13 protein-coding genes are annotated in these 12,408 nt (G+C 70.4%); 7 read left to right on the plus strand and 6 right to left on the minus strand.

The annotated features are described in order from the left end of the window. Positions 1-3 precede the first annotated feature (3 nt). Positions 4-822: an SAM-dependent methyltransferase gene (locus ACZ7CF_RS19330; RefSeq protein ID WP_458430351.1), complete on the plus strand. Its 819-nt coding sequence runs from the start codon at positions 4-6 to the stop codon at positions 820-822. Positions 823-936: 114 nt separating this feature from the next. Here the strand turns inward: ACZ7CF_RS19330 and ACZ7CF_RS19335 are convergent, their stop codons facing one another. The 3 genes from ACZ7CF_RS19335 to ACZ7CF_RS19345 form a co-directional block, all read right to left on the minus strand. Then, positions 937-1,317 carry a DUF5684 domain-containing protein gene (locus tag ACZ7CF_RS19335; protein ID WP_360395144.1) on the minus strand — a complete coding sequence of 127 codons (381 nt, stop codon included), beginning with the start codon at positions 1,315-1,317 and terminating at the stop codon, positions 937-939. A gap of 115 nt (positions 1,318-1,432) precedes the next feature. After that, entirely contained in the window at positions 1,433-1,906 is a 474-nt protein-coding gene (locus ACZ7CF_RS19340; RefSeq protein WP_360395147.1) for a GNAT family N-acetyltransferase, read from the minus strand. Continuing rightward, positions 1,906-2,502 carry a histidine phosphatase family protein gene (locus ACZ7CF_RS19345; RefSeq protein WP_360395150.1) on the minus strand — a complete coding sequence of 199 codons (597 nt, stop codon included), beginning with the start codon at positions 2,500-2,502 and terminating at the stop codon, positions 1,906-1,908. Before ACZ7CF_RS19345 ends, ACZ7CF_RS19340 begins: the two co-directional genes overlap by 1 nt. Before the next feature lie 68 nt (positions 2,503-2,570). On the opposite strand from ACZ7CF_RS19345, the gene ACZ7CF_RS19350 reads away from it, so the two are divergent. Next, on the plus strand, positions 2,571-2,732 hold the full coding sequence (locus ACZ7CF_RS19350) for a hypothetical protein (RefSeq protein ID WP_360395152.1): 162 nt from the start codon (positions 2,571-2,573) through the stop codon (positions 2,730-2,732). Positions 2,733-2,844: 112 nt separating this feature from the next. Here ACZ7CF_RS19350 and sodN read toward each other — a convergent pair whose 3' ends face one another. Further along, positions 2,845-3,252: a superoxide dismutase, Ni gene (sodN, locus tag ACZ7CF_RS19355; RefSeq protein ID WP_065916284.1), complete on the minus strand. Its 408-nt coding sequence runs from the start codon at positions 3,250-3,252 to the stop codon at positions 2,845-2,847. 94 nt (positions 3,253-3,346) lie between these two features. On the opposite strand from sodN, the gene ACZ7CF_RS19360 reads away from it, so the two are divergent. After that, complete coding sequence (locus tag ACZ7CF_RS19360) at positions 3,347-3,628, plus strand: S24 family peptidase (RefSeq protein WP_360395664.1); 282 nt, start codon at positions 3,347-3,349, stop codon at positions 3,626-3,628. Here ACZ7CF_RS19360 and ACZ7CF_RS19365 read toward each other — a convergent pair. Then, entirely contained in the window at positions 3,618-4,217 is a 600-nt protein-coding gene (locus tag ACZ7CF_RS19365) for a dTDP-4-dehydrorhamnose 3,5-epimerase family protein (RefSeq protein WP_360395155.1), read from the minus strand. The genes ACZ7CF_RS19360 and ACZ7CF_RS19365 overlap by 11 nt on opposite strands. Before the next feature lie 386 nt (positions 4,218-4,603). Here ACZ7CF_RS19365 and ACZ7CF_RS19370 point away from each other — a divergent pair, with 386 nt between their 5' ends. From ACZ7CF_RS19370 to ACZ7CF_RS19385, 4 genes are all read left to right on the plus strand, one after another. Beyond that, positions 4,604-5,752, plus strand: a complete 1,149-nt coding sequence (locus ACZ7CF_RS19370) for an NAD(P)-dependent malic enzyme (RefSeq protein WP_360395666.1) — start codon at positions 4,604-4,606, stop codon at positions 5,750-5,752. A 246-nt stretch (positions 5,753-5,998) separates the two neighbouring features. Beyond that, positions 5,999-9,175, plus strand: coding sequence for a bifunctional diguanylate cyclase/phosphodiesterase (locus tag ACZ7CF_RS19375; protein ID WP_360395158.1), 3,177 nt, complete (start codon positions 5,999-6,001; stop codon positions 9,173-9,175). A gap of 73 nt (positions 9,176-9,248) precedes the next feature. Continuing rightward, positions 9,249-9,950 carry a helix-turn-helix domain-containing protein gene (locus ACZ7CF_RS19380; RefSeq protein ID WP_470370173.1) on the plus strand — a complete coding sequence of 234 codons (702 nt, stop codon included), beginning with the start codon at positions 9,249-9,251 and terminating at the stop codon, positions 9,948-9,950. A gap of 9 nt (positions 9,951-9,959) precedes the next feature. Next, on the plus strand, positions 9,960-10,739 hold the full coding sequence (locus tag ACZ7CF_RS19385; RefSeq protein ID WP_470370174.1) for a hypothetical protein: 780 nt from the start codon (positions 9,960-9,962) through the stop codon (positions 10,737-10,739). Here the strand turns inward: ACZ7CF_RS19385 and ACZ7CF_RS19390 are convergent. Further along, complete coding sequence (locus tag ACZ7CF_RS19390; protein ID WP_470370175.1) at positions 10,736-12,286, minus strand: bis-aminopropyl spermidine synthase family protein; 1,551 nt, start codon at positions 12,284-12,286, stop codon at positions 10,736-10,738. The two genes, ACZ7CF_RS19385 and ACZ7CF_RS19390, sit on opposite strands and share 4 nt — an antisense overlap. Between the last annotated feature and the right edge of the window lie 122 nt (positions 12,287-12,408).

Genomic DNA, 12,408 nt, shown 5'->3' on the forward strand with positions numbered 1-12,408 from the left:
AGGGTGAGGTGCGCAGTGCAGGACGGCCCGCAGCGGGTGACGACAGGCAGCAGTTCCGAACGACCCAACGAGGCGCGCCTCTTCGACTACTACCTCGGCGGCGCCCACAACTTCGCGGTTGACCGGGCTCTCGCCGAGGAGACGATCAAGCAGTTCCCCATCGCCGAGATGGCCCGCACGATCAGGTCGTTCTCCCGCCGGGTGGTGCGCTTCTGCGCCGAGGACCTCGGCATCCGCCAGTTCCTCGACCTCGGCAGCGGCATCCCGACCGTCGGCAACGTCCACGAGGTGGCCCAGGCCGTCGACCCCTCGTGCCACGTCGTGTACGTGGACCGCGACCCGGTCGCCGTCGCCCACTCCCGCACGATGCTGCGCGAGAACCTCAACGCCGCCATCGTCCAAGCCGACATCTGCGACGTCGGCGCCGTGCTGCGCGACCAGGAGACCCGCCGCCTGCTCGACTTCGAGAAGCCGGTGGCCGTCCTGATGATCGGCATCCTCCCGTACGTCCACGAGGACCCCACCGGTGTCGTCGCGCGCTACCGGGCCGCGGTGAGCGGGGGGAGCGTGCTGGCGCTGACCCACCTGACCCGCGACGTGGAACCCGAGCTCGTCGACAAGCTCGTGACCCTGGCGGACGGCCTGCAGACGCCCCTCGTGCCGCGCACGAAGCAGGACGTCGAGGAGTTCGTCTGCGGCCTGGAGCTGCTCGAACCGGGCCTCGTGCTCGCCGCGCACTGGCGGGCCGACGGTGAGCTGCCCGGCGGTTCGGCGGCGGCCGACGCGTCGACCTACGGTGCCGTCGCGCTCATCCGGGACTGACGAGCAGGTAGCGCTCGACCCAGAAGCTCGTCACGGCGCGCGGCTCCTCCTCCGGCGGGAACGGCGAAGGCCGGGCCCCAGAGGTGGGCCCGGCCTGGTCGTTTTGCTGCCGCGTCAGCCCCGGTAGGCGCCGCCGGCCGCGGCCGGGCCCTGGTACTGCGCGCTGCCGAAGCCGAGCATCGGGTAGCCGATGAAGCCGAACAGCCACAGCCCGAAGAACCCGAACACGCCGCTCTTGCCGAACGACTTCGCGATGTCGAGCGACACGATGATCGAGATCACGAGGTTGACGAGCGGGATGATCATCAGGATCAGCCACCAGCCCGGACGGCCGGCGACCTTCAGCCAGACGTAGATGTTGTAGATCGGGATGATGGCGGCCCAGCCGGGCTTGCCGGCCTTGCTGAACGTCGCCCACATGCCGGCGATGACGAGCACCGCGAACACGAGGCTGAAGATCAGGGAGCCGGTGCTCGAGCCGGAGTCTTCGTACACGGTAGGTCCTTCCAGGATTTGCCGGGGATCGGCGACGCGGGACGCTGCCAGCACCGAGCACCGGTCCTCAGTGGAATTCCCGTTTCGTGAGCCTTTCGAGACCTTCCGTCAACCTTCAGCGTGCAGCGCCGAGCTCCCGCAGCGCGTGATCGGCCACCCGCATCACCGTCCACTCGTCCATCGGGACGGCACCCAGCGACTTGTAGAACCCGATCGACGGCTCGTTCCAGTTGAGCACCCACCACTGCAGCCGGGTGTACCCGCGCTCGACGCATTCCCGCGCGAGCACCTCCAGCAGCTGCTTGCCGAGGCCCTTGCCGCGCTGCTCCGGCGTGACGTAGAGGTCTTCGAGGTAGATGCCGTGCACGCCGTCCCACGTCGAGAAGTTGAGGAACCACAACGCCATGCCGACGACCTGACCGTCCACTTCGGCCACGTGCCCGAACAGCGCGGGGTGCTCGCCGAACAGCGCCGTCCGCAGCTGCTCGGCCGTGAGGTGGCACTGCTCCGGCGCCCGTTCGTAGAGCGCGAGCTCGTGCACCAGCCGCACGACCGCGTCGACGTCGCGCGCTTCCACCCTGCGGATCATCACACCTCCCAGGCAGGCACGTTGAGCCTGCGCACCTGCGGGTCGCCCCGCTCGTCGCCCAGCTGGCAGGTGCCGGCCGGGTCCAGTCCGAAGTGGACGCCCTGGTCGGGCGCCAGCCCCAGCCACGCGGCGATCAGCACGCGGCTGAAGTGGCCGTGGCCGACCAGCACCACGTCACCACCGGGCAGGACGCGGCGCACCTCGGCGAGCACCTTGCGGGCCCGCTCCTGCACCTCCGCGTGCGTCTCGCCGCCAGGCATCGGGTGCGTCCACACGGTCCAGCCCGGCACGCGCTCGCGGATCTGCGGCGTGGTGATGCCCTCGTAGTCGCCGTAGTCCCACTCGGCCAGGTCCTCGGTCGTCGCCGTGATCTCCAGGCCGGCCAGCTCCGCCGTCCTGGTGGCGCGTTGCCGCGGGCTCGTCAGCACGAGCGCGGGCGCCTGGTCCGTCGCTCTGAGCCGAGCGAGCGTGGCGCCCGCCCTGCGTGCCTGCTGCTCGCCCTCGGGCGTCAGCTCGATGTCGGTGCGTCCCGTGTGCCTGCCGCTCTCGGACCACTCGGTCTGGCCGTGGCGCAGCAGGTAGAGGTGGGTGCTCACCTGTTCGATCCTAAGGAGTGGCCGCGACCACGTTTGGGGGAGTCTCCGTTCGAGGTACCCCGCTCGCCATGACCTCCGAGCCCCACGACCACGGCGAGCCCGACGAGGTGGATGCCCGGGAGATCCGCGAGGCCTTCGGGGTGCGCGTCGCGCGCATCCGGGCCGAGCTCACGTCGACGTGGAACAAGCTGCGGCAGAACGAACGCGACGCCGACAACAGGGGAGAATGACCTCCTGGCGCTCGACTCTGGGGCGCATAGGTCGTCGAACAACCCGCAGACGCAAAACGACGCTGGCCCGCGAACGAATTCGCAGGCCAGCGTCGTTCACAAGGCTCCGGACTCAGCCCTGCTTGGTCTCCCAGAAGATCTTGTCGATCTGCGCGATCAGGTCCAGCAGCTGCTGCCCCGTCGCCGGGTCCATCGAGCCCTTGGTGCCCGACGCACCCGCCGCCTTGGTGGCGCGGTTGAAGAGGTCGTGCAGCTCGGGGTACTTCTCGAAGTGCGGCGGCTTGAAGTAGTCCGTCCACAGCACCCACAGGTGGTGCTTGACGAGCTCGCTGCGCTGCTCCTTGATCAGGACGGCGCGCTCCCGGAACTCCGGGTCCTCGTTGGCCTGGTACTTCTCCTGGACCGCCTTGACGGACTCGGCCTCGATGCGGGCCTGCGCGGGGTCGTAGACGCCGCAGGGCAGGTCGCAGTGCGCGGTGGCTTCGACGCGCGGGCGGAGAATGCGCGACACGAGTCGCATCGTTCCTCCCAGAGTGAAAACAGTGGATGCTCCGACAAGTAGGACCCTACTCCGGCTGACCGAAGGGTGATCGTTGAGACCGCGCCTTTCCACCGTGCTCGTCCGCGGACCGTCGATGGCACCAGCGCTGCGCAGTGAGGACGTCGTGCTGGTCAGCTGGGGTGCGCGCCCCAGGGCCGGTGACGTCGTGCTGGTCAGGTGGGCGCAGCGGCCTGATCAGCTGTCGGTCAAGCGCGCCTCCCACCTGGTGGACGGCGGGTGGCACGTGGTGGGGGACAACCCGTTCGCCAGCACGGACTCCGGGCAGCTCGGGCCGGCCGAGGTGCTCGGGGTCGTCAGGGCGCGGTTGTGGCCGCGGCCGCGGTTCAGGCTTTGAGGGACGCGTACAGGGCCACGCAGTCCTCGTAGCGGGGGAGGACGCCGGCCTCGTAGGCCTCGGCCAGGGTCGGGGCGGCGGTGTCCTTCTCCGAGAGCAGGAACTCGATCTCGCGCGGCCACGGCAGGTCGAGGGCCGGGTCGAGCGGGGTGAGGCCGTGTTCGCCGGAGGGGTTGTACGGGGTGGAGCACAGGTAGTTCATGGTCGTGTCGTCCTCCAGCGCGATCATCGCGTGGCCGAGGCCCTCCGCCAGGTAGACGGCGTTGCACTTCTGCGCCGTCACCAGCACCGCGTCGAACTGGGCGAACGTCGGCGAGCCCACCCGGATGTCGACGACCACGTCGATGAACGAGCCGCGCGGGCAGAACACGTACTTCGCCTGGGAGGGCGGGACGTCCGCGTAGTGGATGCCGCGGATCGTCCCGGCGCGCGAGACGCTGTGGTTGGTCTGGGCGACCCGCAGCGGGTGGCCGACCGCCTCGACGAACGCCGCCTCCTGGTACGGCGAGACGAACACGCCGCGGTCGTCGGGGAAGGTCCGGGGCGTGAACTCGAAAGCGCCGTCGATTTTCAGCGAACTCGCCTGCATGCCGTCACTCTAAGGCGTCATGTTTTCTTGACCGATCGGGTGCTTCCTGCCTGCATAAACCGACCGGTCGGTGCAGAAAACCGGACGGACGTCTTGCTACATGCCCTCTGACCTGCGGAAAAAGTGTGATCCCCGCCGCAGACAGGTCGGTCCGGTCCTGCCACACTTCGCTCCACCCGCAGCACTCGGACTGTTCCCGGACGCAACTCGTCGGAGGACGTCGACCGAGTTTCCAGGCCCCGTGTACCCGGTGTGACAACGCTGGGCCGGTGCGCCGTTTGGTGATGAGCCCACAGCTAGATGGGCCACTACGCCGCCCGCACCGCAGGAGGGACGCCGTGACAGCAGTGAACGAAGCCCGTACCGAGAACTCCGATCCGACGCAGCTGACGGACGAGGAGATCTTCACCGCGCACCTGGGCGGGAAGCTCGAGGTGGGTGCGACCGCCTCGCTCGCTGACCCCAAAGCGCTGTCCATCGCGTACACCCCCGGTGTCGCTCGGGTGAGCAGGGCGATCGCGCAGGACGCGAGCCTCGCCGCCCGGTACACCTGGGCGCACCGGCTGGTCGTCGTCGTGAGCGACGGCACCGCCGTGCTCGGCCTCGGCGACATCGGCCCCAGCGCGTCGCTGCCCGTCATGGAGGGCAAGTCGGCGCTGTTCAAGACCTTCGGCGGCCTCGACTCCATCCCGCTCGTGCTCAACACGACGGACGTGGACGAGATCGTCGAGACGCTCGTGCGGCTGCGCCCGTCGTTCGGCGCGGTCAACCTGGAGGACGTCTCCGCACCGCGCTGCTTCGAGCTGGAGCGGAAGCTGGTCGAGGCGCTCGACTGCCCGGTCATGCACGACGACCAGCACGGCACCGCCGTGGTGTCGCTGGCCGCGCTCAACGGCGCGAACGAGGTCCTCGGCAAGGGCATCGGCGACCAGCGGGTGGTCATCTCCGGTGCGGGTGCCGCCGGCATCGCCATCGCCAAGATCCTCATCGCCGCCGGCGCCGGTGACATCACGCTGCTCGACTCGCGCGGCATCGTCCGCACGGGCAGGGCCGGTCTCAACCCCGTCAAGGAGGAGATCGCGGCGCTCACCAACACCTCCGGCCTCGACGGCGGCATCGACGTGGCCCTGCGCGGCGCGGACGTCTTCATCGGCGTCTCGTCGTCGAAGGTGCCGGAGGACCTGATCGCGAGCATGGCGAGCGGCTCGATCGTGTTCGCGCTCTCCAACCCGGACCCCGAGGTGCACCCGGAGGTCGCCGCACGGCACGCCGCGATCGTCGCGACCGGCCGCAGCGACTTCCCCAACCAGATCAACAACGTGCTCGCGTTCCCCGGCATCTTCCGCGGCGCATTGGACGCGGGCGCGCGCCGGATCACCGAGGGCATGAAACTCGCCGCGGCCGACGCCATTCTGGCGGTCGCGAAAGATGATTTGGGCCCAGACCGAATTGTTCCGTCCGCGCTCGACCCGCGGGTCGGTCCCGAGGTCGCCGCGGCCGTCGCGGTGGCGGCGAAGGCCGACGGCGTGGTCTGATCTCGGCGAACGCCACAGCGGAGCGGCGCGCGTATTTGCCACCTTTGTGCATCACGCGGTTGAGCGGAACCACGAACGTGGCTTTTCGTTAACCCGTGCAGGGGTGGGCGATGACGCTCCGAAGCGCTACCGTCCCTCTCCTCGGGTGTTCACCCGGGGAGAGGGTTCGTGTTTGCCGCCGTTCGGGTGCCGTTGTCGTGCCCACCCGAATTGCCGCGGGCGGCTAATGCGGGAGAGGGTGGGCCGGTGCCCAAGTGGGTGGGACGCGCGACGGTGGTGAACGGCCGTGCCAGATCGGCGGCTGCTCAGGAGGCGGAGAAGCCGCCGGTGACGCTGGACGGGCTGACCCTGCCCGACGCGCCGTCGTTGCTGGTCGACACCAAGGGCGTCGTCATGCGGGCGAACCCGGCCGCCGTCGGGCTGGCCGGCGCGCAGGGGGCCGACGACCTCGTCGGGCACCCGCTGGGCGAGCTGCTGCTGGGCAACTCCTCCGACCTCCGGCTGTCCCGCGCGGACGGCACGCTGCTGCCCGTGCGGGTGGCCCGGCACGCGGTTCCCGGCACCGGGCTGCAGGCCGTCCTCCTGATCGACGTGTCCGACCTCTCCGCGGCGGCGGACGCGCTGCGTGACGAACAGCGGCGGTTGCGCAAGGTCCAGCGGGTCGCCCAGCTCGGCTCGTGGGAGTACGACCCCGAGACCGGTCTGACGGTGTGGTCGGACACCCACTACGAGCTGCTCGGCATCACCCGCGGCAAGGTCGTCCCCGGCGCGCAGGCCGTGCTCGACGTCGTGCACCCCGACGACTACGACATGGTCGAGTCGTACTGGCACGGCCGCGAGATCACCGGCGACCCGATAGACATCGAGTACCGGATCGTCCGCCCGGACGGCCAGCTGAGGTGGATCCGCGGCGTGGCCGAGGCGCGGCTCACCGACGGCAGGCTCGACAAGATCACCGGCTACATCCGCGACATCACCGAGTCGAAGCGCGCGGCCACCGATCTCGCCCAGGAACGCGCACGGCTGCTGGAGGCCCAGCGCATCGCCAGGATCGGCAGCTGGGCCTACGAGACCGGCACCCGCGCCGTGCACCGCAGCGAGGTGCTGCTGGAGATGTACGCCGAGCTGGGCATGACACCGGACGACGACCTGCTCTGCGGCGTGCACCCGGACGACCGCCAGGCCGTCACCGACCTGCGCCACCGGCTGCTGCACGCGCAGGACAACGACCCGGTGGAGGTCGAGGTCCGCAGCGAGTCCGGCGACCGCGTCTACATCTGCCGCGCCCGCGCGGAGATCTCCTCGTTCGGCCGGATCGAGCGCTTCCACGGCACCATCCAGGACGTCACCGAGGCCCGCGCGCTGGAACGCCAGCTGCGCGACGACCGCCGAAGATTGGCCGATGCACAGCAGGCGGCACGGCTGGGCACGTGGGAGTGGAACCCGGCCACCGACGAGACGGTGTGGTCGGACATGCTGCGCGAGCTCTACGGCCTGCCGGAGGACGCCAGCAGCCGCTACGAGACCTACCTCGACCTGATCCACCCGGAGGACCGCGGCTGGGTCGACGACCTGTGGCGCCAGCTCGCCCGCGACGAGGTGCCCGTCCAGTGCGAGCACCGGCTCGTGCGCCACGACGGCCAGACCCGCGTCTTCCGCTGCCACGGCATGATCGTCCGCGACAACCACGGCCAGCAGCTCGCCGTCGGCACCGCCCAGGACGTCACCGAGCAGCGTGCCGCCGAGGCGCGCATGAAGCGTTCCTCGCAGCGCTTCACCGACCTCGTGTCCGTGACGCCGGTGGGCATCGGCCTGTTCGACGAGGGCGAACGGCTCGTGGACGCCAACGACGCGTTGTGCGACCTGCTCGGCATGGAGCTGGAACAGCTGCGCGGCATGACCGCGGAGCAGCTCACGCACCCCGAGGACACCTCGCCCGGCCTGCAGTGGGCCGCCGAGCGCACGCAGAAGATCCCGCAGCGCATCCTCGTCCGCCCCGACGGCGAGAAGGTGTACTGCGAGCTGCACATCGCGTTGTCCGTGCAGGACGACGGCCGCCGCTTCTGGCTGATCGTGTTCCTCGACATCACCGAACGCCGCCGCGCCGCCGAGGCCCTGCGCCACCAGGCCACCCACGACGAGCTGACCGGCCTGCCGAACCGCGCGCTGGTGAAGGAGATCCTCGGCCGGCTCCTGGACGGCCCCGGCCGGTCGAAGGTCGCCGTCTTCTTCTGCGACATCGACAACTTCAAGCGCGTCAACGACTCCCTCGGCCACGACGCCGGCGACGAGCTGCTGGTCGCCTTGGCGCGCAGGCTGGAGGGCGGCCTTCCGGACGGGTGCACGGCCGCGCGGTTGTCCGGCGACGAGTACGTGATCATCTGTGAGGACATCGACGCCGTGGGCGGTGTCGACGCATTGGCGACCCGCGTGGCGTCCCTGTTGCGGACCGCGGTCCCCGTGCACGGCCAGCTCGTCCGCGTGTCCGCCTCCATCGGCGCCGCGGTGCCGAACGGTTCCCGCGCGAACGGCGCGGACCTGCTGCGTTTCGCGGACGCGGCGATGTTCGAGGCCAAGCGCAACGGCGCCGGTCGCGTGTCCCTCGCCTCCGCCGCGCTGATCGCCTCCGCCGACCGCCAGGTGCACCTGGAGGGCCAGCTGCGCGAGGCACTGCAGCACGACGGCCTCGCACTGCACTACCAGCCGGTCGTCGGCGTCGACGGCTCGGTCCTGACCGCCGAGGCCCTCGTCCGCTGGCCGCACCCCGACCGCGGCCTGCTGCCACCCGACGTGTTCCTGCCGGTCGCCGAACAGGGCGACCTGATGCGCGAGCTCGACCGCTGGGTGCTCCGCACCGCGCTGAAGGAGGCCGCGACCTGGCCCGCACCCGACGGCCGCCCGGTGTCGGTGGCCGTGAACCTCGCCGGCCTGGTGCCCGGTGACCCCGAGTTCGTCGACATCGTGTCGACCGCGATCCTCGAGTCCGGCGTGCCGTGGGACCGGGTCGTGCTGGAACTGGTCGAGACCGCACTGGTCGACCTGCCCTCGCGGGTCCGCCAGTCGATGGACGAGCTGGTGCAGCGCGGCGTCCAGTTCGCGGTGGACGACTTCGGCACCGGCTACTCGTCGCTGGCGCGCCTGAAGGACCTGCCGGCCCAGATCATCAAGGTGGACCGCCGCTTCGTCTCCGGCGTGGGCAACGACTCCTCCGACTTCGCCGTCGCACGCGCGGTCGTCGACATGGCGCGGGCGATGGGGCGCAAGTGCGTGGCCGAGGGCGTGGAGACGGCGACGCAGTTCCACGTGCTGCGCGGGGTCGGGGTGGACGCGTACCAGGGGTGGCTGTTCTCCCGGCCGGTGCCGCCGAAGGAGTTCAGGGCGATACTGGCCCTCGGGCCCCTGCACATCCCCCGTGCGGGGTGAGCAGTTCCCTCACCTGCGTTTTTACAGTAACCCCCACCTAATGCGGGGTATACTGTAAATCGGAGGACAGCGGATGAGCTTGGTCGGATGGCTTTCGGTCGCCGAAGCGGCCCAACGGCTCGGGGTGTCCGCTGCGCAGGTCCGGGACCTGGTGGCAGCAGGACGGCTGAAGGCCGTCAAACCCGGGCGCGACCTGCTGGTCGACGCTGACGCGGTCCACCGGCGGCTGCACGTCGAGAAGCCGCAGCGCGGACAACCGTGGTCGCCGCGGATCGCTTGGGCCGTGCTCGCTCACGCGTCAGGTGCGCACGTGGACTGGCTGTCCCCTTCGGAACTGGTTCGCGTGAAGCGCTATGCGCAGCGACCCCTGAGCGACTGGCCCCGATTGCTGGCCAGGCGTGCGGACGTCCGCTGTGCGCGCATGCTGGCGAACGTTCTTCGTCGTGCCGAGGAGTTGCCGGGCGTCGCGATCGGCGGCGTCCGAGCCGCGAACCACCACGGGGCCGCACTGGTCTCGGCGGACGAGCCGCGCGCGGAGCTGCTGACCTCTGTCGAGGCGTTCGACGCGCTCGCGCGCATGAGGAGCAGCAGTTGGGATTCACCGAAGCCGAATGTGACTGTGCGTGTCCTTCCCGGAGGGCTGCCCCGGTCTGTCGAGGAGATGGTGTTCGGCGCGCCGTACGTGCCGAAAGCCGTTGCCGCGGCGGATTTGCTGGACTTGGGCGACGAACGGTCACGTGGAGCTGCTCAGGAGCTGCTCACCCACATTCGGTAACGTTGCGCGATGATCTTCGCGCGTTGGCCTGATCTGCACGTCGCGGGAACGGCCGTGCTGCCCGAACTCGGCGACTCGACGCTGTGGCCGAGCCTGCTCGATCTGAGCGAGGCGCTGCCGGCGGACCACGTGATCATCGGCGGGGTGATGGTCTACCTGCACGGTGCAGTCCTGGGGCGTCAACCTGCCAGGGTCACCCGGGACGTGGACGTGCTCTTCGACGTGCAGTTGGTCCCGTCACGCCTGCGCGATGCCGTCGAGGTGTTGCAAGGCCTGGGATACCGGGTCGATCCGGCGAGCCCGGACGACTCGACGCACAGGTACATCGGTGCGAACGACGAACGCGTCGACGTCCTCGCGCCGGCCGGGGTCCGGCCACCACCCGACCTGACCACGACGCCGCCGGGGCGGACGATCGAGGTGTACGGCGGCCTCGCCGCGCTGCGCAACCGTGTCGCCGTGCGTGCCGAGTACCGAGGGCGGACGGGCGCCGTTGTGCTTCCGGACCTGGCCCGAGCCCTCTGTCTCAAGGTCGCCGCCTACGCGGGCGAGGCGCACCGGTCGCCCGCTGCGGCCTTCGGCTCCCGGCATCTGGAGGACCTGGCGTTCCTCACCTCGCTGGTGGACGACGCCGACGTGCTGCTGGAGCAGTTGGGTCCGCCTCCGGCGAACGGCCGTTTCGCACAGGCCTCCGTGTTGGACGAACCGGAGCACCACGCATGGCGTGCCGTGGGCGACGACGCCGAGGACGCTCGGCTGACCCGGGACCTCCTGCGCCACGGTGACTAGCCCTCCGGCCGCTCCACGTACCGCGCGCTGGCCGACACCTCCGGCAGCAACGCCGCGATCCGGTGCTTCGGCAGGTCGATCAACCGCAGCTCCAGGTCCTCCGAGTCCGCCGCGGCGTTGTCGACGATCTCGGCCGCCTGCCGCTTGGTCAGCAGGCCCTGCGAGGCCGTGATCAGCGCCTCGCGCCAGACGTTGCGCAACTTGCCGTGCGCCTTCATCAGCACCTCGCGCACGACCCGGTCGCCGAGGGACAGCGAGCCGTGCAGGACCTGGTCGGCGACCACGATCGTGGTCTTGCCGTCCGGCTTGTTGCGCAGGAACTTGAGCGTGAAGCGGGTGCGCACGAGCGACTGCAGCTCCTGCTGGCCCGCCGCCGACGACACGGCCGGGTGGTTGTTCGGCACCAGGCAGGCCAGGCGGGCGGGGGAGGACGCCAGCAGGGTCCGCAGCAGCCACGGGCCTGGGTCCGCGGACAGGTCGACGGCCAGGGACGCCGCGCCCTTGCCGACCGGTTCGGCCCACCCGGCGGCGCGCGGCTTCGGGGGTGGGGAGGACTCGGGGCGGGGGGCCAGTTCGGACAGGGCGGCGAGGGCCTCGCGGGACGGGCCGGTGGACTCCACGGACTGCGCGCCGTGGGTGTAGATGCGGGTGCCGCCGGTCACCGCGCGGCGGCCCGTCGGGCGGCAGACGTACAGGTCGGCGGCCGAGCCGATGGCCTGGGCGCCGTCGAAGCGGTGGAACGCGGGCAGGATCGCCTCGAAGACGAGGCCGAGCTTCTGCAGTTCCTGCTGCACCTTCAGGCCCAGTGCCGGGGTGCGGTCGGAGAAGCCGTAGGCGAGCAGCACGCGGCCCGAAGCGATGTCGGACAAGGCCTCCACCGCGCGGCCGGCGAACAGGGCCATGCCCTCCGGCGTGTACGGCGGGTCGGAGAACACGAGGTCCGCCGACTCCAGCACGGACGCGGGCAGGCCGAAACGCATGTCGCAGTGCAAGGTTCTGATGGTGAGGCCGCGGTCGCGGGCGCGCGAGTCGATGAACTCCAGCAGGCGCTCGTCGAGGTCCACGACGGTGATGGACACCGCGGGGTTCACCGCGGCGACCGCCAGCGAGGTCAGGTCGTGGTCGCCCAGGCACAGCAGGTGCTTGCCCGCGAGGTCGTAGACCGAGTTCAGGTGCACGGCGCGGTGGAGTGCGGTCTCCGCGGTGGCCTGCACGTGGTCCAACGAGGACAACGGCGGTGGCACGTCGGCGATGTCGACGAGGATCTGGCGCAGCACGTCGGTGTGGTCGCGCACGCCGGCGACGGCGAACGCCTCGCGGTAGGCGGGGACCAGCTTCGGCGCGATGCGGTAACGATCACCTGAAGATTCGGCGTCGTCGCCGAGGGCTTTCAGCAGGTCCTGGACCGTGCGGCGGGGGACAGCGGGCAGGCGCACCAGCTCCGCCAGCGGGTGCCAGTCCTGGCTGAGCAGGGACAACACCTCGCGGAGCTTGCGCGCGTGCACGCCGCGGTCGGACAGCAGCGTGCGCACCTGGTCGATCGTCACAAGCGGTAAACCATACGGGCTGTCACATTCTGGAACGCTGTGCCGGGGTACGCCGAACGAGTTAAGGTCTCAGGGATCTGCATCCAGGGCGGTCCGAACCGGGGAGACCGTCACGACCGGAG

The organism is Lentzea sp. NPDC036955 (assembly GCF_055608005.1).

Excerpts from the sequence above, each read along its gene's own strand:
- ACZ7CF_RS19350 (WP_360395152.1), top strand. The coding sequence starts at position 2,571 with ATGACCTCCGAGCCCCACGACCACGGCGAGCCCGACGAGGTGGATGCC.
- ACZ7CF_RS19365 (WP_360395155.1), bottom strand. The coding sequence starts at position 4,217 with ATGCAGGCGAGTTCGCTGAAAATCGACGGCGCTTTCGAGTTCACGCCC.
- ACZ7CF_RS19340 (WP_360395147.1), bottom strand. The coding sequence starts at position 1,906 with ATGATCCGCAGGGTGGAAGCGCGCGACGTCGACGCGGTCGTGCGGCTG.
- ACZ7CF_RS19385 (WP_470370174.1), top strand. The coding sequence starts at position 9,960 with ATGATCTTCGCGCGTTGGCCTGATCTGCACGTCGCGGGAACGGCCGTG.
- ACZ7CF_RS19380 (WP_470370173.1), top strand. The coding sequence starts at position 9,249 with ATGAGCTTGGTCGGATGGCTTTCGGTCGCCGAAGCGGCCCAACGGCTC.
- sodN (WP_065916284.1), bottom strand. The coding sequence starts at position 3,252 with ATGCGACTCGTGTCGCGCATTCTCCGCCCGCGCGTCGAAGCCACCGCG.